The 26,886-nt window shown below is 71.1% G+C and carries 20 protein-coding genes; 9 read left to right on the top strand and 11 right to left on the bottom strand.

Going from position 1 to position 26,886, the window contains the following annotated elements; translation table 11 throughout:
• The first annotated feature begins 50 nt into the window (after positions 1–50).
• From ACFVR6_RS14100 to ACFVR6_RS14110, 3 genes are read left to right on the top strand one after another with little or no spacing between them, the layout of a single operon-like run.
• On the top strand, positions 51–2,825 hold the full coding sequence (locus ACFVR6_RS14100) for an FtsK/SpoIIIE domain-containing protein (protein WP_386964097.1): 2,775 nt from the start codon (positions 51–53) through the stop codon (positions 2,823–2,825).
• Between the two features lie 53 nt (positions 2,826–2,878).
• On the top strand, positions 2,879–4,438 hold the full coding sequence (locus ACFVR6_RS14105; RefSeq protein ID WP_386964099.1) for an APC family permease: 1,560 nt from the start codon (positions 2,879–2,881) through the stop codon (positions 4,436–4,438).
• 10 nt (positions 4,439–4,448) lie between these two features.
• Positions 4,449–5,672, top strand: a complete 1,224-nt coding sequence (locus tag ACFVR6_RS14110; RefSeq protein WP_386964101.1) for a saccharopine dehydrogenase family protein — start codon at positions 4,449–4,451, stop codon at positions 5,670–5,672.
• A 3-nt stretch (positions 5,673–5,675) separates the two neighbouring features.
• Here the strand turns inward: ACFVR6_RS14110 and ald are convergent, their stop codons facing one another.
• Together ald and ACFVR6_RS14120 are read right to left on the bottom strand one after the other, a co-directional pair.
• Entirely contained in the window at positions 5,676–6,791 is a 1,116-nt protein-coding gene (ald, locus tag ACFVR6_RS14115) for an alanine dehydrogenase (protein WP_386964104.1), read from the bottom strand.
• Positions 6,792–6,827: 36 nt separating this feature from the next.
• Positions 6,828–7,817, bottom strand: a complete 990-nt coding sequence (locus ACFVR6_RS14120; protein WP_386964106.1) for an asparaginase — start codon at positions 7,815–7,817, stop codon at positions 6,828–6,830.
• 52 nt (positions 7,818–7,869) lie between these two features.
• On the opposite strand from ACFVR6_RS14120, the gene ACFVR6_RS14125 reads away from it, so the two are divergent.
• A complete protein-coding gene (locus tag ACFVR6_RS14125; protein ID WP_386964108.1) occupies positions 7,870–8,343 on the top strand; it encodes an OsmC family protein in 474 nt (157 codons plus the stop codon).
• Positions 8,344–8,558: 215 nt separating this feature from the next.
• On the opposite strand, the gene ACFVR6_RS14130 is transcribed toward ACFVR6_RS14125, so the two are convergent.
• On the bottom strand, positions 8,559–9,275 hold the full coding sequence (locus ACFVR6_RS14130) for a lysophospholipid acyltransferase family protein (protein WP_386964366.1): 717 nt from the start codon (positions 9,273–9,275) through the stop codon (positions 8,559–8,561).
• Positions 9,276–9,460: 185 nt separating this feature from the next.
• Here ACFVR6_RS14130 and ACFVR6_RS14135 point away from each other — a divergent pair, with 185 nt between their 5' ends.
• On the top strand, positions 9,461–10,408 hold the full coding sequence (locus ACFVR6_RS14135; protein ID WP_386964110.1) for an FKBP-type peptidyl-prolyl cis-trans isomerase: 948 nt from the start codon (positions 9,461–9,463) through the stop codon (positions 10,406–10,408).
• A 16-nt stretch (positions 10,409–10,424) separates the two neighbouring features.
• Positions 10,425–11,510: a 1-deoxy-D-xylulose-5-phosphate reductoisomerase gene (dxr, locus tag ACFVR6_RS14140; RefSeq protein WP_386964112.1), complete on the top strand. Its 1,086-nt coding sequence runs from the start codon at positions 10,425–10,427 to the stop codon at positions 11,508–11,510.
• Positions 11,511–11,522: 12 nt separating this feature from the next.
• On the opposite strand, the gene pflA is transcribed toward dxr, so the two are convergent.
• From pflA to ACFVR6_RS14175, 7 genes are all read right to left on the bottom strand, one after another.
• Positions 11,523–12,314: a pyruvate formate-lyase-activating protein gene (gene pflA, locus ACFVR6_RS14145; protein ID WP_386964368.1), complete on the bottom strand. Its 792-nt coding sequence runs from the start codon at positions 12,312–12,314 to the stop codon at positions 11,523–11,525.
• A gap of 26 nt (positions 12,315–12,340) precedes the next feature.
• Positions 12,341–14,611: a formate C-acetyltransferase gene (gene pflB / locus ACFVR6_RS14150; RefSeq protein ID WP_386964114.1), complete on the bottom strand. Its 2,271-nt coding sequence runs from the start codon at positions 14,609–14,611 to the stop codon at positions 12,341–12,343.
• A gap of 247 nt (positions 14,612–14,858) precedes the next feature.
• Positions 14,859–16,478: a Mur ligase family protein gene (locus tag ACFVR6_RS14155; protein WP_386964116.1), complete on the bottom strand. Its 1,620-nt coding sequence runs from the start codon at positions 16,476–16,478 to the stop codon at positions 14,859–14,861.
• Between the two features lie 73 nt (positions 16,479–16,551).
• Positions 16,552–18,087, bottom strand: a complete 1,536-nt coding sequence (locus tag ACFVR6_RS14160) for an amino acid permease (protein ID WP_386964118.1) — start codon at positions 18,085–18,087, stop codon at positions 16,552–16,554.
• 9 nt (positions 18,088–18,096) lie between these two features.
• On the bottom strand, positions 18,097–19,473 hold the full coding sequence (locus ACFVR6_RS14165) for a glutamate decarboxylase (RefSeq protein WP_386964120.1): 1,377 nt from the start codon (positions 19,471–19,473) through the stop codon (positions 18,097–18,099).
• Positions 19,474–19,693: 220 nt separating this feature from the next.
• Entirely contained in the window at positions 19,694–20,377 is a 684-nt protein-coding gene (locus tag ACFVR6_RS14170; RefSeq protein WP_386964121.1) for a YcnI family protein, read from the bottom strand.
• 77 nt (positions 20,378–20,454) lie between these two features.
• Positions 20,455–21,030, bottom strand: a complete 576-nt coding sequence (locus tag ACFVR6_RS14175; protein ID WP_386964123.1) for a hypothetical protein — start codon at positions 21,028–21,030, stop codon at positions 20,455–20,457.
• A 77-nt stretch (positions 21,031–21,107) separates the two neighbouring features.
• Here ACFVR6_RS14175 and ACFVR6_RS14180 point away from each other — a divergent pair, with 77 nt between their 5' ends.
• On the top strand, positions 21,108–22,412 hold the full coding sequence (locus tag ACFVR6_RS14180; RefSeq protein WP_386964125.1) for a M50 family metallopeptidase: 1,305 nt from the start codon (positions 21,108–21,110) through the stop codon (positions 22,410–22,412).
• Positions 22,413–22,430: 18 nt separating this feature from the next.
• On the opposite strand, the gene ACFVR6_RS14185 is transcribed toward ACFVR6_RS14180, so the two are convergent.
• Positions 22,431–24,344 carry an anthranilate synthase family protein gene (locus ACFVR6_RS14185; RefSeq protein WP_386964127.1) on the bottom strand — a complete coding sequence of 638 codons (1,914 nt, stop codon included), beginning with the start codon at positions 24,342–24,344 and terminating at the stop codon, positions 22,431–22,433.
• 192 nt (positions 24,345–24,536) lie between these two features.
• Here ACFVR6_RS14185 and ispG point away from each other — a divergent pair, with 192 nt between their 5' ends.
• Both ispG and ACFVR6_RS14195 read left to right on the top strand, forming a co-directional pair.
• Entirely contained in the window at positions 24,537–25,688 is a 1,152-nt protein-coding gene (gene ispG, locus ACFVR6_RS14190; protein ID WP_386964129.1) for a flavodoxin-dependent (E)-4-hydroxy-3-methylbut-2-enyl-diphosphate synthase, read from the top strand.
• A gap of 105 nt (positions 25,689–25,793) precedes the next feature.
• Complete coding sequence (locus ACFVR6_RS14195) at positions 25,794–26,867, top strand: hypothetical protein (RefSeq protein ID WP_386964131.1); 1,074 nt, start codon at positions 25,794–25,796, stop codon at positions 26,865–26,867.
• Positions 26,868–26,886: the final 19 nt, after the last annotated feature.

A 26,886-nucleotide genomic window follows, 5' to 3' on the forward strand; every position in this document is an offset into this window, starting at 1 on the left:
ACCGGGGCTGCAGGCTCCGCGTCGGGTGGCGCGATGCGGTGTGCTGAGGCATGCCCGCACCCGACCCCGCACCCGCCGCCCCGCCCACCGACGAGCCGCTCTCGCTCCCGGTCGCCGATGACCCCGCCCCGCGTCCGCCGCTGCCGGTGGTCTCGGCCCTCCTTCCGATGCTGGCGGCGGTCGTGCTGTGGGCGGTGACCGGCTCGGTGCTGTCGCTGTGGTTCGCCGCGTTGGGCCCGCTCCTGGCCGGCGGCGCCGCCCTCGACGGCCTGCGCTCCTCGCGACGGGACCGCAGGCACGCCCGGCGGCGGCACGCGCGGGCCCGGGCCGAGACGGTCGCCGCCCTCGCCGACCGTCACGCAGCCGAGCGGCGACGGCTCGCGGCGCGGCATCCCGACGTCGCGGCCTTCACCGCCGCGCCCCACGAGGTCTGGCGCCGGGTTCCCGGCCGGGCAGGGCATGTCGTGGTGGGGGTGGGGGAGAGGGTGAGCGCGGTGCGGGTGGGCGGGGGCAGCGGTGCCGCCGACGCCGCGCTGCGGGCGCGCGCGGCGACCCTCCTCGATGCGCCGTTGACCGTGCCCGCCACCGACGGCATCGCGGTCGTCGGCCCGCCCGCCGCGGCGGCGGCCGTCGCCCGCGGGTTGGTGCTGCAGCTGTGCCTGGCCGCGCCCCCGGGGGAGGTGCGCCTCGTCGGACCGGCCGGCGTCGACGGGGGCTGGAGCGCCGCGCTGCCGCACCGCCGGGCGCTCACCGGCACCGCCGTGCAGCTGTGCGCGCCGGGGGAGGCGCGCGAGCGCGGTGTGGACGCACCCATCGCCGTCGTCCCCGCGGGCTCGCCCCCGCCACCGCACTGCGCGGCGGTGCTGACCCTCACGGGCCTCACCACTGCGTGGCTCGATCACGGCGGGCAGGCGGGGCCCGTCGCCGTGGAGGCGGTGGGGCGCGCGCAGGCCGCCGTCATCGCCGCCGCCCTCCAGTCCCGGGCCGGCGCCGTGGCCGGCGGTGATGGTCCGGCACCCTCCGGGGACCTCGCCGATCTGCTCGCCGCGGCGCCCCCGCCCGGCCACGGCACGCTGCCGGCGGTCATCGGACGGGACGGGGCTGAGCCCGTCGTCGTCGATCTCGTCGTCGACGGCCCGCACGCCGTGGTCACGGGGGTCACCGGGGCGGGGAAGAGCGAACTGCTGACCACGTGGATCGCGGCACTGTGCGCGACGCATACGACGGCGCAGGTGGTCTTCCTGCTGGCCGATTTCAAAGGCGGGCGCGCGTTCGACCGGCTCGCCGCGCTGCCGCACGTGACCGGAGTGCTCACCGACCTCGACGAGGCGGCCGCCCACCGCGCGATCGAGAGCCTGCGGGCGGAGCTGCACCATCGCGAGCGGGTGCTCGCCGCGCTCGGCGCACGCGACGTCGACGAGGCGGGCGGGGCGCTGCCGCGGCTCGTGATCGTCGTCGACGAGTACGCGGCGCTCGTGGGCACGCAGCCGCAGCTGCACGACGTGTTCGCCGACATCGCGGCGCGCGGCCGGGCCCTCGGGATGCACCTGGTCCTCGCAGGTCAACGCGCGACGGGCGTGTTCCGCGACGCGCTGCTGGCGAACTGTCCGCTCCGCCTCTCGCTGCGGGTGACGGATGCGGCCGACTCGCGCCTGGTCATCGGCTCCGACGATGCGGCGGCACTGCCGGGAGACCCCGCGGCGCGCGGCCTCGCGCTGGTGCGCCGCGCCGCCGATCGCGCGGCCCGCACGGTGCGGGTCGCGGTGTGCGGGGCCCCCACGCTCGCCGCGCTCGCCGCGGCCGAGGCCGGACCCCCGCCGCGGCGGCCGTGGCTGCCGGATCTGCCGCCACTGCTGCCGCTGGCGGGCATGACCGCGCCGGCGGAGGCGCCTGCCGGCGCCCTCGTGCTGGGCCTCGCCGACGAGCCGCACCACCAGCGGCAGCCCACCGCGCTGCTCCGTCCCGACGACCGCGGGCTCGTGGTGATCGGCGGGCCGGGATCGGGCAAGAGCGGCGTGCTGCGCGTCGCCGCGGCCCAGCACGACCCGGCACGCACCGTCGCCGTCCCGCGCGACCCCGAGGCGGCGTGGGATGCGATCGCCGGCTTCGACGCCCTCGCCCAGGACACGCTCGTGCTGATCGACGACCTCGATGCGCTGCCTGCGCCGTTCGGTCCCGACCACCAGGCGCTCCTCCTCGAGCGGGTCGAGGCGCTCGCCCGCGACGGCGCGCGCCGCGGCATCCGCCTGATCGTCACGACGCAGCGCCTCACCGGTGTCGCCGCGCGCGTCGCGCCGCTGCTGCCCCGGCGCGCGATTCTGGCGCTGCCGACCCGCGCCGATCACGTCGCGGCGGGGGGTGCCGCCGCCGACCACCGCCGCGACGCGCCTCCCGGCCGTGGCCTGCTCGACGACGTTCCCGTGCAGTTCGCGTTCACCGACGCCGACCTGGAGCCCGCCGCGGCCGAGGTCGCGCTGTTCCGCCCCGAGGGCTTGACCGGGTTCGTGACATCCGCCGCGCCCGCGGCACGTGCCGCCCTGGAACGGTGGGCCGCGCACGGGGTGCGGGTCGCGCCGCTGGGCGAGGCGACCGATGACGCCGCCGGCACGACGCTGCTGTGGGGCGAACCCGAGGCGTGGCTGCGCGAATGGCGCACGCTGCAGGCGGTGCGGGCGAAGGGCGCACTGGTCGTCGACGCCGCGTGCGCGGGCGAGGTGCGCGCCGTGGTGGGCACCCGCATCCTCCCGCCGTACGCGGCGCCGGGGCGCGCCCGCGCGTGGGTCTGGGACGCCCGCACCTCCGCGCGCCGGGTGCGGTGGGAGTGAGGTGCGAAACCGGCGCTTGACCCGCATCGGTGGGCGGGCCTAATTTCGGCACTGTGACGACAACGCCCATCGACCTCAGCCGACCCGACGGCAAGGGGCTCGCGGCAGGAACACTCGGGCTGTGGGGGTCGACGGTCATCGGCCTCGCCTCCACCGCGCCGGTCTATTCGCTGGTGGCGACCCTCGGCTGGGTCGTGCTGGCGGTGGGCGGGCAGGCCCCGATCGCGTTCGTGCTCGCGTTCATCCCGATGCTGTTCATCGCCTTCGCCTACCGCGAGCTCAACAACGCCGTGCCCGACTGCGGCACGACGTTCACCTGGGGGACGAAGGCCTTCGGCCCGTGGGTGGGCTGGATGGGCGGGTGGGGCGTGGCCGTGGCGGGCATGGTCGTGCTCGCCAACCTCGCCCAGATCGCCTCGATCTACTTCTGGTCGTTGCTCGGCCAGGAGTTCGAGAACAACGACTGGCGGGTCGTGCTGCTGGGCGTCGTGTTCATCGCGGCGATGACGTGGGTCAGCTGGCGGGGCGTGGAGATCGGCGAGCGCATCCAGAACGTGCTGCTGGGCCTGCAGTACCTCGTGCTGGCGATCTTCGTCGTCGCGGCGCTGTGGCACTACTTCGCGGGCACCGCTCCTGCTCCCACGGCCTTCGACTGGGCGTGGTTCAACCCGTTCGGCTTCGTCACCGACACCGGCGCGTTCAACGAGTCGGGCTTCGCCGAGGCGGTCCTGCTCGCGCTGTTCATCTACTGGGGGTGGGACACCTGCCTCGCCCTCAACGAGGAGACCAAGGACCCCAAGCGCATCCCGGGCCGCGCGGCGCTGCTGACCACCGTCATCCTCCTCGTCACCTACGTCGGCGTCACGGTCGCGGCCATGATGTACGCCGGCATCGGCGAGGCGGGCTCGGGCCTGGGCAACGAGGCGAACGCGGACGACTTCTTCCTCGCCGTCAAGGACGGCCTGCTGGGACCCGTGGGCTGGCTGCTCGTGGTCGCCGTGCTCGTCTCGGCGGTCTCGTCCACGCAGACGACGATCCTCCCCACCGCCCGCGGCACGCTCGCGATGGCGGCGTACAAGGCGCTGCCGCGCCGGTTCGCCGCGGTGCACCCGACGTACAAGACCCCGTCGTTCTCGACGCTCGTGATGGGCGTGGTGGCCTCGGCGTACTACGTGGCGATGTCGCTCATCAGCGACAACATCCTGCAGGACTCGATCCTCTCGCTCGGCCTCGCGATCGCGTTCTACTACGCCATCACCGGGTACTCGTGCGTCTGGTACTTCCGCCGTGAGCTGTTCGCCTCCGGCCGCTCGTTCCTGTACCGCGGCCTGCTGCCCTTCCTCGGCGCCGCCATGCTCACGTGGGCGTTCGTGCGCTCGGCGATCGACATGTGGGACGTCGACTACGGCTACACGGTGCTGCTCGGCATCGGCGGGACGTTCGTCGTGGGCATCGGCTCGCTCGCGTTCGGGGTGGTGCTGATGTTCATCTGGTTCGCCTTCCCCCGCGCGAAGCCGTTCTTCCGCGGCGAGAGCCTCAACCGCGACACCCCCGTGCTCGTTCGTGAAGACCCGGCCGACTATGCGCGCTCGGTCGACGGCGGCCTGGTCTGATCGGAGCATCATGCGCATCCTCATCATCGGCGCCGGCGGCGTCGGCTCGGCGGCGGCCCGCATCGCCGTGCGCCGCGACTTCTTCGAGACGCTCATCCTCGCCGACTACGACCCGGCCCGCCCGCAGGCGCTCGTCGACGAGGTGGGCGACGATCGGCTCGCCGCCGCCCAGGTGGATGCGTCGGATGCCGCGTCGGTGGCATCCCTCATCCGCGCCCACGGCGCGACCCACGTGCTCAACGCGGTGGATCCCCGCTTCGTCATGCCGATCTTCGACGGCTGCTTCGAGGCCGGGGCGACCTACCTCGACATGGCGATGAGCCTGTCGCGCCCGCACCCTGAGCGCCCCTATGAACTCCCCGGCGTCAAGCTCGGCGACGAGCAGTTCGCGCAGGCGGAGCGCTGGGAGGCGGCGGGCAGGCTCGCGCTCGTCGGCATCGGTGTGGAACCGGGCCTGTCGGACGTCTTCGCCCGCTACGCCGAGGACGAGCTGTTCGACGAGATCGACGAGCTCGGCGTTCGCGACGGGGCCAACCTCGTCGTCGAGGGGTACGAGTTCGCGCCGTCCTTCTCGATCTGGACGACGATCGAGGAATGCCTGAACCCGCCGGTGGTGTTCGAGCGCGACCGCGGCTGGTACACCACCGCCCCCTTCAGCGAGCCGGAGGTGTTCGATTTCCCCGAGGGCATCGGACCCGTCGAGTGCGTCAACGTCGAGCACGAAGAGGTGCTCCTGATGCCGCGGTGGACCAAGGCCAAGCGCGTCACGTTCAAGTACGGGCTGGGGGACGAGTTCATCCAGGTGCTGCAGGTGCTGCACAAGGTGGGTCTGGACCGCACCGAGCCGATCACGGTCAAGGGGGTGCAGGTGTCCCCGCGCGATGTCGTCGCGGCGGCGCTCCCGGACCCCGCGAGCCTCGGCGATCGGATGACCGGCAAGACGTGCGCGGGGGTGTGGGTGAGAGGTACCGGCAAGGACGGGCAGCCGCGCTCGACCTACCTGTACCACGTCGCCGACAACGCCGTGACGATGCGGGAGTACAACTCGCAGGCCGTGGTGTGGCAGACCGCCCTGAACCCGGTGATCGCGCTCGAACTGCTCGCCTCCGGCGTCTGGACGGGCACCGGGGTGCAGGGCCCCGAGGCGTTCGACGCGCGCCCGTTCCTCGACCTCCTCGCCGCTCCCGCCCCGGGGGGCTACGGGTCGCCCTGGGGCATCACCGAGCTCGCGTAGCCGTCACCCGAGGGCATCCGCCAGCGGCGAGTCCGTCATGCCGTGCGCCGCGGCGACGCCCGGGTTGACGACGGCGCCGCCGTGCGTGTTCAGTCCCGCAGCCAGCGCCGGATCGGCGCGCAGCGCCTCCTGCCAGCCTTGCGCGACGATGCGGCGGATGTAGGGCATGGTCGCGTTGGTCAGCGCGGACGTGGAGGTGTTGGGCACGGCGCCGGGCATGTTGGCGACGCAGTAGAAGACGCTGCCGTGCACGAGGAAGGTGGGGTCGGCGTGGGTCGTCGGCCGCGTGTCCTCGAAGCAGCCGCCCTGGTCGACGGCGATGTCCACGAGCACCGACCCCGGCCGCATGCGCGCCACCATCGCGTTCGTGACGAGCTTGGGGGCCTTGGCCCCGGGGATGAGCACCGATCCCACGACGAGGTCGGAGGAGACCACGGCGGCATCGAGATCGAGCGGGTTGGATGCCGCCGTCTTCACCCGGCCCTGGAAGTGGTCGTCGAGGAACCGCAGCCGCTGCACGTTGGTGTCGAAGATCGTGACGTCGGCGCCCATGCCGGCGGCCAGATATGCGGCGTTGGCCCCGGCGACGCCGCCGCCGATGACCGTGACCCGTGCCGGCCGGGTGCCGGGGACCCCCGACATCAGCAGCCCGATCCCGCCTGCTGAGCGCATGAGCGTCGACGCTCCCACCATGGGGGCCAGCCGTCCGGCGACCTCGCTCATCGGCGCCAGCAGCGGCAGGCTGCCGCCCGGCAGCTGCACCGTCTCGTACGCGATCGCGGTGACCCCCGCCGCCACGAGCCGCTCGGTGAGGGGGCGGTCGGCTGCCAGGTGCAGGTAGGTGAACAGCACCAGGTCGTCGCGGAAGTACCGGTACTCCGAGGCGATGGGCTCCTTGACCTTCAGCATCAGCTCCGCACGTGCCCACACCTCGGCGGCGTCCTCCAGCAGGGTCGCGCCGGCCGCGGCGTACTCGGCATCCGTCATCGAGGACCCCAGGCCCGCGCCGTGCTGCACGAACACCTCGTGTCCGGAGGCGACGAGGTCGTGGACGCCGGCGGGGGTCAGCGCCACCCGGTACTCGTTGTTCTTGATCTCGGTCGGTACGCAGATCCGCATTGATCGCTCCATTCCGCGCCCCGGGTCAGGGCGCCGTCACACCGTCGGGCGGATGGCCCCGACGTCTTTGCCGCCGCCGGTCACGGTCAGCGGAAGGGCTCCGAGCACCTGGGCGACCTGCGCCGCAGGCAGCGCCCCCGCCCGCACGAGCAGGGTGAGGGCGACGACGGTCGCCGCGCGGGCACTGCCGTCGAGCACCTTCAGCGCCACGGTGGTGCCGTCGGGTGCGGCCATGACCAGCACGCCCTCGGCACCGGTCTTGGCGAAGACGCCCAGCTTGTCGATGACGACGGTGTCGGGGCGGCCTTCGCCGTCGATCGTCCAGGGGTTCTCGCGCACGGCGCGCACGAGCGCGGCGGCGTGGCGGTGCAGGGCGAAGGGGGATCTCTCCGAGGAGGTGGCGATGCGCTGGATGCCACGGGCGAGCGCGGTGAGGCTCATGCCGTACACGGGCGCGCCGCAGCCGTCGATCGCGGTGACGGCCACCTTGGTGCCGCTCAGCCGCTCGACGACCTCTCGGATGTGCATCTGGAGCGGGTGGTTGACGTCCAGATAGGTCTCGGTGTCCCAGCCGTTGACGGCGCACGCGAGCATCATCGCGGCGTGCTTGCCGGAGCAGTTCATGCGGATGCGCGACGGGGCGCCGAGTTCGCGGACGATCTCGTCGCGGGTGGCGGTGTCGCCCGGCCACGCGGGCGGGCAGCCGAGGTCGTCCTCGCCCACGCCGGCGCGGTGCAGGATGGCGCGCACGACCGCGACGTGACGGTCGGTGCCGGCGTGGCTGGCGGTGGCGAGCCCGAGCTGCTCGCCGTCGAGCTCCGCACCGGCGGTGAGGCACCCCAGCGCCTGCAGCGGCTTCAGCGTGGAACGGGGGAGGATCGGCGCGTCGACATCGCCCAGAGCGGTGCGCACCGTCCCATCGGGGGAGAGCACCACGGCGCTCCCGGTGTGGCGGGACTCGACGAAGCCGCTGCGCTCGAGTACGGCGAGCTCCACGGCGTCACTGGCGGAGAACGTCTGCGGCACCACGCCAGCCTAGCGTCGCCGGGGCCCGCAGCCCGCGTGGCAGACTGACGGGATGTTCGGTGAGCACCGCTACCTCGTGCAGACGCAGTGGACCGGCGACCGCGGCACCGGCACCAGCGGCTACCGCGACTACGACCGTTCGGTGACGGTCGCCATCGCCGGCAAGCCGACGCTGGAGGCATCCGCCGACAGGCCCTTCCGGGGGGATCGGGCGAAATGGAACCCCGAGGATCTGCTGCTGGCGGCGCTGTCGGAATGCCACCTGCTGTCGTACCTGCACGCCTGCGTGCAGGCCGGCGTCGTGGTCACGGGCTACCGCGACGAGGCGAGCGGCGTGCTGGCCCTGGACGGCCGCGGGGGCGGGGCGTTCCGGGAGGTCGTGCTGCACCCGCAGGTCACCGTCGCCGAGGCGGCGATGGTCGACGCCGCGCTCGCCGCGCACGCGCAGGCGCACCAGTGGTGCTTCATCGCGAACTCGGTGAACTTCCCCGTGCGTCACGAGCCGGTCATCACCGTCGCGGGCTGACGCTGAGTCCGCCTCCGCGGGGGAGTCGCGCCCGCGGAGTGCGCCCGTCCCCGTTCGGTGGTCGCGAATGTCCCGGTTGGCGGGTGGGAAGGGGCCGGATGCGACGACGGATTTCGTGGCATCGCGAGTGGGAGTGCGCCCGTCCCCGTTCGGTGGTCGCGAATGTCCCGGTTGGCGGGTGGGAAGGGGCCGGATGCGACGACTGACCGCCCGGCTCAGCGGCGCTCGTGCGGGAGGACCTGCTTGATGCGCTCCACCGGGTTCTGGGCGGGCGCCTCGTTGTAGGCGTTCGCGAGCTCCTGACCCGACAGCGCGTGGATCGCGGCCATGATCTCGTCGGTGGCGAGGCGCCGAGCGCGACCCGACGACGCGGGGCCGTGGTGCGACAGATCCAGCGGCTCGCCGAAGCGCACCGTCACGCGGGGCCGCAGCCGCGGGAACTTCGCCCCCACGGGCATGATCTCGTTCGTGCCGATGAGTCCCACCGGAACGACGGGGGCGCCCGTCTGCAGTGCGAGGAAGGCGACGCCCGTGCGTCCCTTGTAGAGGCGGCCGTCGATCGACCGGGTGCCTTCGGGGTAGAGGGCGGTGGCCCAGCCTGCTTCGAGCATGCGCTTCTGCTGGTCGAGGGCGTCGAGGGCCGCCTGCCCGGCGCCGCGCTGCACGGGGAACGCCCCGACGGCGTAGAAGAACTCCCGCGAGAACCAGCCCTTGATCCCCTTGCCGTCGAAGTAGCTGGCCTTGGCGAGGAATCGGACGGGGCGGGGGGAGGCCATGGGGATGGCGAACGAGTCGATGAACGACAGATGGTTGCTCGCGAGGATCACCGGGCCCTTGCGCGGCACGTTCTTGCGGCCTTCGATGCGCGGCCAGTAGAACAGGCGCGCGAGCGGTGCGATGACCCATCGGCCGATGACGTAGGCCAGGCCGATGCCGGGGACGGAACCTTCACCGGTCGTCTGCTCGTCGGGTTCGGGTTGCTGCACGGTCACCAGTCGAGATTACTCCCGTTCGCATGCACCCTCGGGCATGGCCCCCGCACGCGACTCCCAGGCGCGACGGAGCAGAGTGCGACAAGATGGGGGAGTTCCCCTTTTCGTCTCCCGTGAGGATTCCCGTGCGCTTCCGCCCACTCGCCGCCCTGTCCGTCGCCGCCGTTTCGGTGGCCCTCCTGGCGGGGTGCAGCAGCTCACCGGAGCCGACGGACACCGCGAGCCCCGATTCGAGCGCGCTGTGCGATGCGAAGCTGCCTTCGGGCGCGGCCTCGGACGCGGTCGAGGCGGAGGGCGAGGTGGGCGAGGTCCCCACCGTCAGCTTCTCGGCGCCGCTGGAGATCGAGGACATCCAGAGCACCGTGCTCGTCGAGGGCGATGGCGAGCAGGTCTCCGACGGTGACCTCGTGAACGTGGCGTTCGTCGGGCTGGATGCCGAGACGGCGACCGAGCTCGGGTCCGTCGGCTACACCGAGAGCGAGGTGCTGCCGCAGCAGATCAGCGCCCAGAGCAGCATCGGGGCCTTCCTCGGCTGCGCCACGGTCGGCACGCGCGTGGCGGTGACCCTCCCCGCTGACGAGTCCACCGGCAGCGGCGCGCAGGTCTACGTGCTCGACCTGCTGGACATCGTGCCGACGGCCGCGTGGGGCGAGGAGCAGGAGCCCGTCGAGGGGATGCCGACGGTCGAGCTTTCCGAAGACGGCGCGCCCACCGTGACCCTTCCCGAGGGCGACGCGCCCACCGAGTACCAGCTCGCGGTACTGAAGCAGGGGGACGGCACGACCATCGCCGAGGGCGACGCCGTGCTCGTGCAGTACCAGGGCGTGTCCTGGAACACCGGCGAGGTCTTCGACCAGAGCTGGGGCTCGGCACCCGCGACCTTCACCACGACCCAGGTCGTGCCGGGCTTCGCCGACGCGCTCGTCGGCCAGCAGGTCGGCTCGCAGGTCATCGCCGTGCTGCCGCCGGCCGTCGCCTACGGCGAGGGCGAGATCAACGACGACGACCTCGTGGGCCAGACCCTCGTGTTCGTCGTGGACATCCTCGGCGCCCAGCACGTCCCGACCGAGTGACCGTAGGCTGAGGCGCGTGCGTCGCGTTCTCATCCTCGGTTCCACAGGCTCCATCGGCACGCAGGCCCTCGATGTCATCCGCGCCCATCCGGGCCGGTTCGATGTCGTCGGTCTGTCGGCCGGGTCGCAGCGGGAGGCGATGGCCCGTCAGGCGGCGGAGTTCGGCGTCGAGCACACCGCGCTCGGGGCGGTCGAAGCCGAGCAGCTCGTGCGGGACGTGGAGGCCGACGTGGTGCTCAACGGCATCACCGGCTCCGTCGGCCTCGGCCCCACGATCGCCGCGCTCGAGGCGGGGCGCACCCTCGCCCTCGCCAACAAGGAGTCGCTCATCGTCGGCGGCGATCTCGTCACCGCCCTCGCCGCCCCCGGGCAGATCGTGCCCGTCGACTCCGAGCACTCCGCCATCGCGCAGGCCCTGCGCTCGGGAGAGCCGGGGGAAGTGCGCCGGCTCGTGCTGACCGCCTCGGGTGGACCGTTCCGAGGGCGCACGCGCGCCGAGCTGGCATCCGTCACCCCCGCCCAGGCGCTCGCGCACCCGACGTGGGACATGGGGCGCGTGGTCACCACCAATTCGGCCACGCTCGTGAACAAGGGTCTCGAGGTGATCGAGGCGCACCTGCTGTTCGGTGTCGACTACGCCGACATCGACGTCGTGGTCCACCCGCAGTCGATCGTGCACTCGATGGTCGAGTTCGTCGACGGTTCGACGATCGCCCAGGCGTCGCCGCCGGACATGCGGTTGCCCATCTCGCTCGGGCTGGACTGGCCGCACCGGGTCTCCGGGGTCGGTCGGCCGCTGGACTGGACCGCGGCGGCGACGTGGACCTTCGAGCCGCTCGACGAAGAGGCGTTCCCCGCCGTCGCGCTGGCCAAGCACGTCGGCCGTGCCCGCGGCACCTACCCCGCGGTGTTCAACGCCGCCAACGAGCAGGCCGTGGACGCGTTCCACGAGGGGGCGCTCGCGTTCACCGGCATCGTGGAGACGGTGCAGCGCGTCGTCGACGCGCATGAAGCGCCCGAGACCCTCACCCGCGAGACGCTCGCCGAGGCGGAGGAGTGGGCGCGGCGCACCGCCGACCGCATGATCGCGGCCGCGCAGTAGCGGCGACGCGGCTCAGTACGTGACCAGGCCCCGCGCGCGGAAGCGGTCGCGGACGGCCTCGACCTGCTCCGGCTCGGGCGGACGGGCATCGGCGAGGGGATACTCGATGCCCAGGCGCTCCCACTTCGAGGTGCCCATCTGGTGGAAGGGCAGCACCTCGACCCTGGCGACGTTGGGCCAGCGCGAGACGATGTCGGCGACGGCTTCGACGTTCTCGGGGGCGTCGGTGAGGCCCGGCACCATGACGAACCGGATCCACACCGGCACGCGACGCTGTGCCAGGCGGTCGCCGAACTCGATCGTGGGGCGAAGCTCCCGTCCCGTCACCTCGCGATAGGTGTCGGGCAGTCCCGACTTCACATCCAGCAGCACGAGGTCGAGGTCGTTCAGCAGCGCCGTCGAAGCGTTGCGCCCGAGGAAGCCGGAGGTGTCCAGGGCCACGTGCACGCCGAGCTTGGAAACCTCGGATGCCAGGCGGGAGACGAACGCCGGCTGCTGCAGCGGCTCGCCCCCGGAGATCGTGAGCCCTCCGCCGGTCGCCTGGAACACCGGCAGGTAACGCGCGACCCTTGCGAGGATGTCGTCGATGTCGGTCATCGCGCCGTCACGCTGCTGCCACGTGTCGGGGTTGTGGCAGTACTGGCAGCGCAACGGGCAGCCGGCGAGGAACAGCGTCATCCTGGTGCCGGGGCCGTCCACGGAAGTGACGAGCTCCCAGGAATGCACGCTCGCGACGCGACCCGTCCGCATGGCTTCGAGGCGGGCGTGATGTCCGTCGGAGTCAGGGCGTGCGGCACTCGGCATCGGCACCAGGATGGCGGACACGGGAGTCAGATTCCCGTGTGGAAGGTGCGGCTGATCACATCGAGCTGCTGCTCGCGGGTCAGACGCACGAAGTTGACCGCGTATCCGGAGACACGGATGGTCAGCTGGGGGTAGTTCTCCGGGTGCTCCATGGCGTCCTCGAGCGTCTCGCGCGTGAGCACGTTGACGTTGAGGTGGAAGCCACCCGAGACCATCTGGGCATCCAGCAGACCCACGAGGTTCTGCACGCGCTCGTCCTCGGTGCGGCCGAGGCCCGCCGGCACCACCGTGGTGGTGAGCGAGATGCCGTCCTGCGCCTGCTCGAACGGGAGCTTGGCGACGGAGAGGGCGGAGGCGAGCATGCCGTGGGTGTCGCGACCGTTCATCGGGTTCGCACCCGGCGCGAAGGGCTGACCGGCACGGCGGCCGTCGGGGGTGTTGCCCGTCTTCTTGCCGTAGACGACGTTGGACGTGATCGTCAGCACCGACTGCGTGTGCACGGCGCCGCGGTACGTCTCGTGGCGGCGGAGCATCTCCATGAACTCGGTGACCAGTTCCCGGGCGATGTCGTCGACGCGGTCGTCGTCGTTGCCGAAGCAGGGGTACTCGCCCTCGACGGTGTAGTCGACCACGAGGCCCGTCTCGTCGCGGACCGGGTGGACCGTGGCGTACTTGATCGCCGACAGCGAGTCCGCCGCGACCGAGAGGCCGGCGATGCCGCAGGCCATCGTGCGCAGGATCTCCCGGTCGTGCAGCGCCATCTCGAGGCGCTCGTAGGCGTACTTGTCGTGCATGTAGTGGATGCAGTTGAGCGCATCGACGTACGTCTCGGCGAGCCACTCCATCATGACGCGGAACTTGCCGCGCACGTCGTCGTAGTCCAGCACGTCACCGGCCACGGCGGGCATGATCGGCGCGATCTGCTTGCCGCTCACCTCGTCGCGGCCGCCGTTGACGGCGTACAGCAGCGTCTTGGCGAGGTTGACCCGGGCACCGAAGAACTGCATCTGCTTGCCGACCTTCATCGGCGACACGCAGCACGCGATGGCCGCGTCGTCGCCGCAGAGGGAGCGGATGTGGGCGTCGGACTCGTACTGGATCGACGACGTGTCGATGGACACGCGGGCGCAGAACTCCTTGAACCCCTGGGGCAGGTCGTTGCTCCAGAGCACCGTGAGGTTCGGCTCCGGTGCGGGACCGAGGTTGTAGAGGGTCTGCAGGAAGCGGAACGCCGTCTTGGTCACGAGCGTGCGCCCGTCCTCGCCGGTCCCGCCGATCGACTCGGTGACCCAGGTGGGGTCCCCGGAGAACAGCGCGTCGTACTCGGGGGTGCGCAGGAACCGCACGATGCGCAGCTTGATGACGAGGTCGTCGATGAGCTCCTGCACGTCCTGCTCGGACAGGATGCCGCGGGCGAGGTCCCGCTCGATGTACACGTCCAGGAACGCGGTGTTGCGCCCGAAGCTCATCGCCGCGCCGTTCTGCTCCTTCACCGCGCCGAGGTAGGCGAAGTAGAGCCACTGCACGGCCTCACGGGCCGTCGCCGCGGGGCGGGTGATGTCGTAGCCGTAGCCGGCGGCCATCTGGGCGAGCTCCTGCAGCGCCCGGATCTGCTCGGCGTTCTCCTCGCGCTGACGGATGATCTCCTCGGTCGAGAAGTGCATGTCGAGTTCGGCGCGCTCGGCCTTCTTCCCGGCGATGAGGGCGTCCGTGCCGTACAGCGCCACGCGGCGGTAGTCGCCGATGATGCGGCCTCGGCCGTACGCGTCCGGGAGCCCCGTGATGATGTGACTGCTGCGGGCACGGCGGACCGCCGGCGGGTACACGTCGAAGACACCGTCGTTGTGGGTCTTGCGGTAGGTCGTGAAGATCTTCTCCAGGCCCGGGTCGACGTCGTAGCCGTACGTCTCCAGCGCGCCCTTGACCATGCGCCATCCGCCGTAGGGCATGATGGCGCGCTTGAGCGGCGCATCGGTCTGCAGGCCGACGATCAGCTCGTCGTCCTCCGCGATGTAGCCGGGGGCGTGCGCGGTGATGCCGGCGGGGGTGAGGGCGTCGACGTCGTAGACGCCGCGTTCGCGCTCGGCCGGGAACATGTCTACGATCCGCTGCCACACGCGCTGCGTGCGCTCGGTGGGACCGGCGAGGAAGCCGGCGTCACCGGTGTACGGGGTGTAGTTGGCCTGGATGAAGCCGCGCACGTCGATGCCGTCCTGCCACGGGCCGGCGGTGAAACCGTCCCAGGCGTCGGGCATGGCGTCGGGGCCGGTGAGAGGGGTCGGGGACACGGTGGTCATGGTCGCTTCCTTACGTCGTCAAGCGATTCTGTCGCTGCCGGGGGAGGTCTCGTCCAGGCCTCACGTGGCGTCTTGATGCGAGGCTACGCCCGTGGGTGGGGTGTGCTCGCGTTCATGCACGAGAAGCACTATCCGATGGTCTGACCACGGTGGTTCATTGTGGTCTGACCACAAAGAACATTATGTCCGGCCCGCCCCGCTTGCGCCACTGTCGCGCCCGTGGGAAACCAGGGTGTGCAGCGTCGCCTCAGTCGGAGTAGGGCACGGGCCAGCTGGGGTCGGGTACCGGCCACCCGGCGTCGCGGAGCGCTCGCCGCGCGAGCTCGCGCGCCGAGTACGGTGTGCGCTGACCGCGGATGTCGCGGTAGTCCTGGTGGCCGGGGCCGGCCCAGAGGATCGCGTCGCCCTCGCCGACGAGCTTGACCGCCTCGACGATCGCCCGCTCGGGCGGGGAGTACTCGTGGATCTCGGCGTCGGGCCGGGCGAGGCGTGCGCCCTCGATGAGGGTTGCCCGGATCGAATCCGGATCCTCGAATCGCGGGTGGTGATCGGTGACGACGAGGATGTCGCTGCCGAGCACGGCGGTGCGCCCCATGTCATGGCGCTTGGTGGCATCCCGGTCGCCGTCGGCGCCGAAGAGCATGAGCACTCTGCCCTGCGTGACCCGCCGGACGGCGGCGAGGGTCTTCTCGAACGCATCGGGGGAGTGGCCGAAGTCGACGTAGACGGCGGGACCGCGCTCGCCGGAGACGAGTTGCGTGCGGCCGGGGAGGTGGGCACGGATGCCGCCGTCGCGCTCGAGCGCGGCGGTGATGGTCTCCCAGTCGTAGCCGCCTTCGAGCATCATGACGATGGCGAGGCCGGCGTTGGCGGCCATGTGGCGGCCGATGACGGGGACCGTGGTCTGCAGCGACCGACCGGCCGGGCCGGTGAGGCGGAACTCGGTGCCGCTCTGACGCTCTTCGACGATCTCGACGATCCAGTCCGCCCGCGCCGCGACCGCCGGGTCGGCGGCGATATCGGGCGTCCCGACGGTCGTGCAGGGCACCTCGCACCGCTCGACGACCTCCACGCCCGGCGCGGAGTCGAGCGAGATCACCGCGCGACGGGCGCGGTCGGCGCGGAACAGCGGCAGCTTCGCCTCGAAGTACTCGCGCATGTCGGCGTAGTCGTCGAGGTGGTCGTGGGTGAGGTTGGTGAAGGCGGCGACGTCGAAGACGATCCCGTCGACGCGGTGTCTGCTGAGGGCCTGCGCGCTGACTTCGACGGCGACGGCCTCGACCCCGCGTTCGCGCATGAGGGCGAGGAGCGCGTGCATCTCGTACGCCTCGGGCGTGGTCAGGCGCGAGACGATGATCTGCCCGGCGATGTGCCGCTCGGCGGTCGATGACAGGCCGGTGACGGCACCCAGCTGTCCCAGGATGCCCTCGAGGATGTGCGAGACGCTCGTCTTGCCGTTGGTGCCCGTGGTGCCGAACAGAAGAGGCAGATCGTCGTCGCGGCCCGTGCGATAGACCCAGGCCGACAGTTCGCCCAGAAGACCGCGGGGGTCCTCGACGATGATCACGGGAAGCCCGCTCGCTTCGGCGGCCTCTGCACCCTCCCGGTCGGTGACCACGGCCACAGCGCCCTTCTCGGCGGCGGCGGCGGCGAACTCGGCGCCGTGCTTGTTGACGCCGCGCAGGGCGACGAACACATCACCCGGCCGCAGGTCGGCTGTGGCGAGAGTGAGGCCGGACAGGGCGGTGCCCGTCGTGTCGCCCCGGACCTCGACGGCGAAGCGTGCCGCGAGCTCGTCGAGCGTGTGCAGGGGCGGTGCGTCCGGTCGGAGGACAGGAGGCAGAGAGGAAGGCGCGTCGGTCGGCATGGCTCCTCCATCCTCTCACCCGCGGCAACGGAATCGCCCTCCGGTCCTCGGACCGGAGGGCGATTCCAAGCGCTTACGAGGCGGGTGCCGGAGGGCCCCCGGCTGCCGCTGCTGCGGCGTCATCCTCGTCATGCGTGCCGTGCTTGGCCTTGTCCTGCGGGCTCCGGCGGTCCCAGGTGGGGCGCCGCACGGCGTAGAACACGAGTGGCGGCACGCCGAGCACGACGATGACGAGCCCGACGATCCACGGGTACGCCGCCGACGGGAACGCGGTGAATCCGTCGGGCGGCACGAACGCGAGGACGAACGCCGCGAGGCACCCCACGAATCCGACCCCGGCGACCAAATTCATGGCCGGCACCCGGTACGTGCGCTTCACGTTCGGTTCCTTGCGGCGCAGGACGATCGCCGCCGCGAACATCAGCATGTACATGATCAGATACAGCGCCGCCCCCATGTCGACGAGAGCGATGAACGCCGCGCTCACATTCGGCACGATGATGAAGATCGCCGCGAGGATCGTGACGATCGTGCCCTGCAGCATCAGGATGCCCGACTGCACGCCTGCCTTGTTGCGCTTCTGCAGACCGAGGGGAAGCAATCCTGTTTCGGCAGCCGCAAGCAGCCCCTTCGACGGGCCCGCGATCCAGGTGATGACCGAGGCGAGGGCTCCGGCGGCGATCAGCGCAGAGACCACAGCCGTCGCCCATCCGAGGTTCCACTGATCGAAGTAAGCCTGGAAGGCGAGCATGATGCCGTTGGTCAACCCGAGGTCCTTCTCCGGCACCGGGAGTGCGATCGCGATGGTGGGGATGATGAACACCAGCAGGATCAGGATCGACGCCAGCAGCACAGACTTCGGGTACCCCTTTCCCGGGTCCTTCATCTGGTTCACGTGCACCGCATTGACCTCCATGCCCGCATAAGCCAGGACGTTGGAGACGATCAGCACGATCGAGGCGATCCCGGTGAAGGGCGGAATGATCGCCGAGGCCTCCAGCGACACCTCGCTCTTCTGGCCCGTGCCGATCCAGATGAAGCCGAAGATGATCAGCAGCACGGCTGGGAGCAGCGTGCCCAGGATCCCGCCCCAGGATCCGAGCTTGGCGAACAGGTTGCCGCCGCGCAGCGTGATCAGCGTGGAGCCCCAGTAGACCACCAGGATCACGATCGCGGTGAACAGGCCGGAGTCCGACAGTGACGGATCGACGAAGACGAACGCGAGCGCCGCCGCGATGAAGGCCAGTTGCGTGGGATACCAGACGACGTTCTGGATCCACTGCAGCCAGACCGCGGTGAAGCCCCAGCGGTTGCCGAAGGCCTCCCGAACCCAGACGTACACGCCGCCCTTCCACCCCGTCGCCAGCTCAGCGGCCACCAGGGCCGTGGGGATGAGGAACAGGACGGCGGGGATGATGTACAGGGTCACGCTGCCGAGGCCGTAGACCGCCATCGCCGGAAGCGATCGCAGGCTCGCCACCACGACGAGGGTCAGGATAGCGAGCTGCCCGACCCCGAGGTAGTTCGTGACGGTGTGGCGAGGAGACAGCGGATGGTTGGATGCCACTTCTCCGGCATCGGATGTCTGCTTCGATGGGTTGGTGGACATGGTCGCCGCCTAGTGGTGGAATCCGGAGTGCTGGCCCTCGATCGGCATGGCCGATTCGAGTGCGTCGAGGTAAGCCGTCTCGGTCTCGATGTCTGCGAGGAGTTCGGCGGCGAGGTCCATGCTCAGACCGTTGCGCACCACGATGCGCTGCACCGTGAGGCTGGCGAGGTCGTCGGGCATGGGATAGGCGGGGACGAGCCAGCCCTTCATGCGCAACCGGTCCTGCAGGTGATAGAGGTTCCAGTTCTTGGTATGCCCCTCCTTCAGGTACCACGCGAACACCGGGATGTCGCTGCCGTCATTCCACAGTTCGAAGGCGTCGAGCTTCGCGATGCCGGCCGACAGGTACTTCGCGACGTCCTGCGAGGCCTGCTGCACGGCGCGGTATCCCTCGAACCCGAGCCGGAGGAACATGTAGTACTGCAACAGCACCTGCGCGCCGGGTCGTGAGAAGTTCAGGGCGAACGTCGGCATCTCCCCGCCGAGGTAGCTCACCTTGAACACGAGGTCCTCGGGCAGCCACTGCGTGTTGCGCCAGACGACCCAGCCCAGGCCCGGGTACACGAGGCCGTACTTGTGCCCTGACGTGCTGATCGAGTGCACCCGCTCGAGCCGGAAATCCCACACCAGATCGGGTTGCAGGAACGGTGCGATCATGGCACCGGAGGCACCGTCGACGTGGATCGGGATGTCGAGCCCGGTCTTGGCCTGGATCTCATCCAGTGCCTTCGCGATCTCGGCGACCGGTTCGTACATGCCGGTGTAGGTGACGCCCATGATCGCGACGACGCCGATGGTGTTCTCATCGACGTACTTCTCGAGGTCGTACCCGTCGAGCGTCTTGTGCTCGAGGCTGATGGGCACGAACCGCGGTTCGACGTCGAAGTAGTTGCAGAACTTCTCCCAGCACACCTGCACCGCCGAGGACATCACGAGGTTCGGCTTGGAGGCGTCCTTGCCGGCGACGCGACGGGACTGCTGCCAGCGCCGTTTGAAGGCGAGCCCGCCCAGCATGCAGGCCTCCGACGACCCGATCGTCGACGTGCCGATGCTCTGCGACGCCTCCGGCGCGTTCCACAGATTCGCCAGCATGTGCCAGCAGTTGTCCTCGATGGCCGCGGTCTGCGGGTACTCGTCCTTGTCGATCATGTTCTTGTCGAACGAGGCCTCGTAGACCTGCTTGGCGTCCTCGTCCATCCACGTCCCCACGAAGGTGGCGAGGTTCAGCCGCGAGTTGCCGTCGAGCATCGTCTCGTCGTCGACGATCTGCTTGGCGGTATCCGGCAGAGACTCCTGCTGGGGGATGACATGTCGCGCGGCGACGGTCGCCTCACCTCGGCGTGCGAATCGTGGGGTCAGTTCGTCGTCGGCCTTCGCTGCGTTCATCAGCTTCTCCCGGTCCTCGTCGAGATCCGGCGCCCGCCGTGCGCGAGACGCCCGACGCGATGCGCGATGCGCGAGGCGCACCGGCATGCATCTGGGGGGGAAGCTACGTGAGCGGGAGACGCACTGACAAGGGGTCTTGACGGACGCGGCGACAGGTGCAATCGTGCCCGCCATCCGCTGGGGGGCGCCGTCGCCGGCACGACGCCCCCAGCGGATCAGCTCAGCTGCGGCGCGTGCGGCGCAGGGCGATGAGACCCGCTGCCAGACCCGCGGCGCCGAGGACGAGCCCACCGACGCCGAGCGCGATCGGGAGCACCGTGTGGTCGGCGGTCGTGCTGTCGTCGTGCGCATCGGCGGCGTCGCCGTGGTCACCGCCGTGCAGGTCAGCGGTCGCCTCGCCCACGGTGACCACGGGCGCGGGGGCGTCGAGGTCGTGCGGGTCCTGGCCGTCTTCGGCGATCTCCGCCCAGTCGGTCGAGCCCTCGACGCACTCCTGGAGCACGGGGAAGGCGACCGTCTCGCCGGCGAGGTCGTCGGCGAAGGTCACCTGCATCGAGACGGTAGTCAGCAGCCCCGACTCGATGGGGGCGTCAGCGGTGAAGACGACCTGCGTCGGTACGCCGGCATCGGCGCCGACGCGCTCGATCGTCCAGCCTGCCTGTGCGTGCGGGGCGATGCCGGCCACGCCCTCGGGGATGTCGATCGTGAAGCCCGTGGTCGGCGACGAGTCGCAGCCGTGGCTGGAGGAGAAGGTCAGCACGGTTGAGCCGCCGGCGGTGGCATCCGCGGGGTCGACGTGGACGTGTGCGCTCGCCGCAAGGGGGGCGGCCAGGGCCAGCGCGGTTCCGGCGAGGACGCCGGCGGTCAGGCGCGCGCGACGGCGTGCCGGGGTGATGGTGGTCATGAGAGCTCTCTCGATTCGGGGACGGTCGGTGCCGTCGGCGAAGGGGGCGCGGGCGCGCCGGGTGATGAGGTGTCGTATCAGCCGGCGAGCACCGGGGGACCCCGGCGGGAGAGGGCGGAGGTGGTGGGGCGGCGCGTGCGTCGCGGAGCCTGGCAGGCGGTGAGCGGGCGGGGGCGCGTCACCGGGGCCGGCAGGGTGACCGTCAGCCGGGCGAGGCGACGGCGGATGCCGCGGGCGATGCGACGCAGCAGGTGCTCGCCGCGGAGCACGGCGAGGATCGTCACGAGGGCGGCCAGCGCGTGCCCGATCGTCATCCCGGCATCCCAGCCGGCGGGCGCGGTGCCGGCCAGCGGCGCGACAGCGGTGGCCGCATGGTGCGCGTGGGAAGACGTGAGCGGGTGGGCATCGCCCACGACCGCGAACGCGCCGTGGAACAGCGCCTGCGCGCCGGCGATGACGCTCGCGGTGCGCCACCAGGTGCCGCGGCGTCCGGTGAGCCAGACGGCGGGGGGAGCGGCGAGGGCAGCGACGGCGACGATGAGCAGCGGATGCGGTGCGCCGCCACCCGAGAGGGTGTGCGCGGTCGCCGCGACGAGGGTCGCGATCATCGCCGCCGCCGTTCCGCGCAGCGCGCGCAGCTGCCGAGTCGTCACCGTCCACCTCCCCCCGCCAGCCTAGGCCGCGGCCGCGCTCAGGCGAATTCAAAGCCGGCCACGGTAACCTGCCCGCTGTGACCGTCATCGCCTTCCTCGTCGGGGTGGTCGTCCTCGTCGTGGGACTGGCCGTTTCGATCGCACTGCACGAGCTCGGGCATCTGCTGCCCGCGAAGAAGTTCGGCGTGCACGTCGGCCAGTACATGATCGGCTTCGGCCCGACGCTGTGGTCGCGTCGCCGCGGCGAGACCGAGTACGGCGTCAAGGCCATTCCGCTCGGGGGCTACATCTCGATGTCGGGGATGTACCCGCCCTCACCCTCCCGCGCGGGTCGATCCGGGCGTGCCGGCGGTGGCTTCTTCGCCACGATGGTGCAGGACGCCCGTGCCGCCAACGCCGAGACCATGACGGACGTCGCCGAGGACAGGCTGTTCTACCACCTGCCGGTGTACAAGCGCATCATCATCATGCTCGGCGGGCCTGTGATGAATCTGCTGCTGGCCGTCGTGCTGTTCACGATCATGCTCAGCGGCATCGGGGTGCAGACGGCGACCACCACCATCGCCGGCGTGAGCGAGTGCATCGTGGCGGGCGCGTCGGCCGAGACCGAGTGCTCCGCTGACGATCCGCCGTCGCCCGCCGCCGCCGGTGGCATCCTGCCCGGCGACGTCATCGTGTCCGTCGACGGCACCGAGGTGGCCGACTTCGCCGAGGCGTCGCAGATCATCCAGGACTCACCGGGACGACAGCTGGCGATCGTCGTCGAGCGCGACGGCACCGAGCAGACGCTGCAGGTGACGCCGGCGCTCACCGAGCGCGAGATCGTCACCGCCGACGGCGAGGTCGTCACCGCCGAAGTGGGCATGGTCGGCATGACCGCCCAGTCCGCGTACGTGCCGCAGCCGCTCTGGGCCGGGGCGGAGATGACCGTCGACAGCGTGCAGCGCGTCGTGGGCGTCGTCGTCCAGCTGCCGGTGCGCGTCTACGACACCGCGATCGCCTTGTTCACCGGCGGTGAGCGCGACCCGGACGGGCCGCTGTCGGTCGTCGGTGCGGGCCGTATCGCGGGCGAAGTGGCATCCGTCGACGCCCCCGTGCTCAACCGCGTCGCGGGCCTGCTGGGGCTGCTCGCCTCGCTGAACCTCGCCCTGTTCGTGTTCAACCTGATCCCGCTGCTGCCGCTGGACGGCGGTCACGTCGCGGTGGCGCTGTGGGACGGGCTCAAGCGGGTCTGGGCGCGCGTGTTCCGTCGCCCGCCGCCGCACCCCGTCGACACCGCGCGGCTCGTGCCGGCGACGTTCGTCGTCGTGGTGCTGCTGATCGGCATGGGGGCGATCCTGATCCTGGCGGACCTGTTCAACCCCATCTCCGTCTTCGGCTGACCGCCGAACGCGGGGGCCTCAGGCCAGCGCCTGGGCGACCAGCCGCTCGAGGGTGCGCATGCCATCGCGCGAGAGGATCGACTCGAGGTGCCCCTGCACGGAGGCGAAGCCGTCGCCGCGCAGCGCATACACGTCTCCCGATGCCGGGTCCGCCGCGATCTCGGCGCCCGCGACCTGCGTGGTGCCCGGCGCCACCCGCGCCGTGAAGGTGTTGTAGAACCCGATCGAGGCGGGCTCGCCGAACACCTCCACCGTGCGCTGGAGCCCCTGGTGCGGGAAGTCCAGCGGCGCCAGGTCGATGCCGAGCGCGTCGGCGAGGATCTGGTGGCTCAGGCACACCGCCAGCAGCGGCTTTCCGGCGGTCAGGCGCGCACGCACGATCTCGCGCATGCGGCGCAGGCGCGGGCTGTCGGGGTCGCGGGGGTCACCGGGGCCGGGACCGGCCACGACGAGATCCGCGCCGTCGACCTCGGCGGGGGTGGCCTCGGACCACGGCGAGATGGTGACGTCCAAGCCCAGGTGCCGCAGCTGGTGCGCGAGCATCGTGGTGAAGCGATCCTCGGCGTCGACGACGAGCGCGGAGCGGCCGGTGAAAGGCCCCGCGAGGGCTTGCGTCTCCTGCGGGTTGAGCCAGAAATCGGCCAGCCGTGCGTTGCGCGACACCAGCAGCTGGGCGATCTGCGGGTCCTCCGCCAGCGGACGCGGTGCGGTCGCGGGGGCATCGGGGTCGCTGTCGGGGGTGGTGGCGGTCACCGCGGGGACGTCGCGGGGGATCGCGCCGATCGCGCCGAGCACACCGGCGGCCTTGCCGTGGGTCTCGCCCACCTCGCCGTCGGGGTCGGAGTGACGCACGAGCGTCGCGCCGACCGGCACGCGCAGGCGTCCGCCGGAGAGGTACGCGGTGCGGATGAGGATCGGCGCGTCGAGGTCGTGGGTCGGGCCGTCCGCGGCATCCGTCCCGCCGTTCGGGGTGAACAGCGCCGCCACACCGGAGTAGTAGCCGCGCGGGGTGGTCTCGTGGCGGGTGATGACGGTGCACGCGTTCTGCATCGGCGAGCCGGTGACGGTGGGGGCGAACATCGTCTCGCGCAGGATGTCGCGGGGATCGAGGCGGCTGCGACCGCGCAGCACGTACTCGGTGTGCGTGAGCCGCGACATCTCCTTGAGGTGGGGTCCGGTGATGCGTCCGCCGTCGGAGCAGACGGCGCTCATCATCTTCAGCTCCTCGTCGACGACCATGAACAGCTCCTCGGTCTCTTTCGTCGACTCGAGGAACTCGCTGAGGGTCGCCGCCGTCGCCCCACCGGCGGGGTGGCGGAAGGTGCCGGAGATCGGGTTCATCGTCACGACACCGCCCTGCGCGCTGACATGGGCTTCGGGACTCGCGCCCACGGCGATGTGGTCGGGCGTCACGATCGCGAACGTCCAGTACGCCCCGCGCTCGTGCTCCAGGAGCGCGCGGAACCAGGTCAGCGCGGCCAGCCGCGGGTCGGCGTCCACGCCGGCGGTGAAGTCGCGGCGGATGACGAAGTTGGCGCCTTCGCCGCGGCCGATCTCGTCGGCGATGACGCGGCGCACGATGGCGGCGTAGTCGTCGTCGGCGATGTCGAAGCCGGCATCCGTCAGCGCGACAGGGCCGCCGGGCAGCTGCGCGAGCACGTCGGCGCGGGGGAGGGCGGTGTGCGTGTCCACGACGAGGCACCGCAGCGGCGCGTCGTCGTCGTGGCATTCGAAGCCGCGCTCGCGCACCTGGCGGAACGGCACCATCGCGAGCACCTCGCGGGGAGTGCCCGCGGCATCGGTCAGGGGGATGTCGGCGAGCAGCTCGACGTCGACGACGTCGCCGGTGAGCAGCTCCACGGTGTCGGCATCGCGCGCGATGAGGGCGAACGCCGGCAGCTCGGCCAGCGTGGAGTACAGGGACGCGGTCATGGTCGGTCTTTCGTCATGGGAGCGGCCGCACCAACAAAAAGACCGCCCGGGGGCGGTCTGTCGTCACACGAACCCACCGCCTATGCGGTGAGCCACCAGGTGAGGTTCGCGGACATGCGCCGAAACTACCACACCGCACCGCGCCGCCCGGCGTTCAGCCCTCCCGCAGGCCGCGCGGCGTAGGCTGGGGTGGTGCCAGCAGTCAATCTCGGGATGCCCCGCGTGCCGGAGCTCCTCGCCCCGCGCCGCAAGAGCCGTCAGATCAAGGTCGGAAAGGTCCTCGTCGGCGGCGATGCTCCCGTCAGCGTCCAGTCGATGACGACGACCAAGACCACCGACATCAACGCGACCCTCCAGCAGATCGCCGAGCTCACCGCCTCGGGCTGCGAGATCGTGCGCGTCGCCGTGCCGAGCCAGGACGACGCGGATGTGCTGCACATCATCGCGAAGAAGAGCCAGATCCCGGTCATCGCCGACATCCACTTCCAGCCGAAGTACGTCTTCCAGGCGATCGACGCCGGCTGTGCCGCGGTGCGCGTGAACCCCGGCAACATCCGGCAGTTCGACGACAAGGTCGGCGAGATCGCCAAGGCCGCCAAGGATGCCGGCGTGTCGCTGCGCATCGGCGTGAACGCCGGATCGCTGGACCGCCGCCTGCTGGAGAAGTACGGCAAGGCCACCCCGGAGGCCCTTGTGGAGAGCGCCGTGTGGGAGGCGAGCCTGTTCGAGGAGCACGACTTCCACGACTTCAAGATCTCGGTCAAGCACAACGACCCGGTCATCATGGTCAAGGCGTACCGGCTGCTGGCCGAGCGGGGCGACTGGCCGCTGCACCTCGGCGTGACCGAGGCCGGGCCCGCGTTCCAGGGCACCATCAAGAGCGCCACCGCCTTCGGCATCCTGCTCTCCGAGGGCATCGGCGACACCATCCGCGTGTCGCTCTCGGCGCCTCCCGCCGAGGAGATCAAGGTCGGTCACCAGATCCTGCAGTCACTGAATCTGCGCGAGCGCAAGCTCGAGATCGTCTCCTGCCCCTCGTGCGGACGCGCGCAGGTCGACGTCTACACCCTCGCCGACGACGTCACCGAGGGCCTCAAGGACATGACCGTGCCGCTGCGCGTGGCGGTCATGGGCTGCGTCGTCAACGGGCCCGGCGAGGCCCGCGAGGCCGACCTGGGTGTCGCGTCCGGCAACGGCAAGGGGCAGATCTTCGTCAAGGGCGAGGTCATCAAGACCGTGCCCGAGGCCGACATCGTGCAGACCCTCATCGAAGAGGCCAACCGTCTCGCCGCCGAGATGGGTCCCGACGCCCCCCTCGGCACCGCGCAGGTCGTCACGGCCTGACGGCCTGCTCCGCGCAGGCGATCTCCCCGGCGCAGGCGATCTCTCCACAACAGGACGCTTCCCGGCGGACCGTCCTGTTCTCGGGAGTTCTCCTGTCCTGAGGAGATGGCCGCGGCTGCGCCGGTTCGTGATCGAATCGTTCCAGTCCGCCGCCCGCCAGCGTGCCAGTATGCGGATATGCGCATCCTTCGCATCCTCGCCGCCCTCGTGATCGCCGTCGCTGCCCTCTCCGCCTGCGCGCCGACGCCACAACCCCAACCGACGGCCGACGCGGCCACGCCGACATCCACACCGATGCCGAGACCTTCGGCGCCGCCGACGGGGCCCGTGCTCGCATACGACGGTGAATGCGCGAGCGTCTTCGCGGATCCTGCCGCCGTGCTGGGCTTCGACGCCGAAGCGTTGCCCGGCGACGCCGACCTGCCGACCGGTCTGGTCACTCTGGGGGGACTGAAATGCTCGTGGGTCGCCGTCGGTGGCACCTTCGAGGCAGTCACGCTCATGGCACTGCCCGTGACACAGGTGCCGGAAGAACTGCGTTCCCGCTTCGCGACCACGGCGTGCGAGTGGTCCTTCGATACGCCGTACTGTCACCTCGCCGGAAGCGTCGGGGAAACGTGGGTGATGGTGTCGAAGAGGGCGTTGGACGAGGTCGGCACACCACCCGATCTCGCGCCCGTCCTCGCCGCGGCGCTGGAGCGCGCCGCGACGGTGCCTGCGCCGATCGCGGCGACCCCCACGGATGAGTGGTGGGACTCCGTCGACTGCGCGACGGTGGAGCAGGCGGCGGGCATCGCCGAGGTGTACGCGCCGGCGACGTTCGAGCCGGGCTATCCGGCGGGATTCGGATCCTGGCCGACGGACGGAATGCTGGCGTCGACCGATCAGTGGTGCCCGTGGTACTCATACGAGACCTCCGAGGCGGTGTGGATGAATCTGCTGCCGGGGGCGGGCTCGCAATGGGACGACGTGGACTTCACCGGGGCGACGCCGGTCGATGTGGTGGGGGCCGAGGCCGCCGTCCTCGTGACTGTGGACGACAATCTCGGACTCGTGGACGAGAGAGAGGTGCTCTACGCGACAGATGGGACGAACGTGTTGCGCATCCAGATGTCGCCGATACCCCTGGAAGACCTGGCTGCGCGGGTCTTCGCCGGCATGGCTGACGCCGGGCGGTGAGTGGCACCCATCTCCCGCC

Origin of the sequence: Microbacterium sp. NPDC058021, from assembly GCF_042885955.1 — a bacterium.
GTDB lineage: Bacteria > Actinomycetota > Actinomycetes > Actinomycetales > Microbacteriaceae > Microbacterium.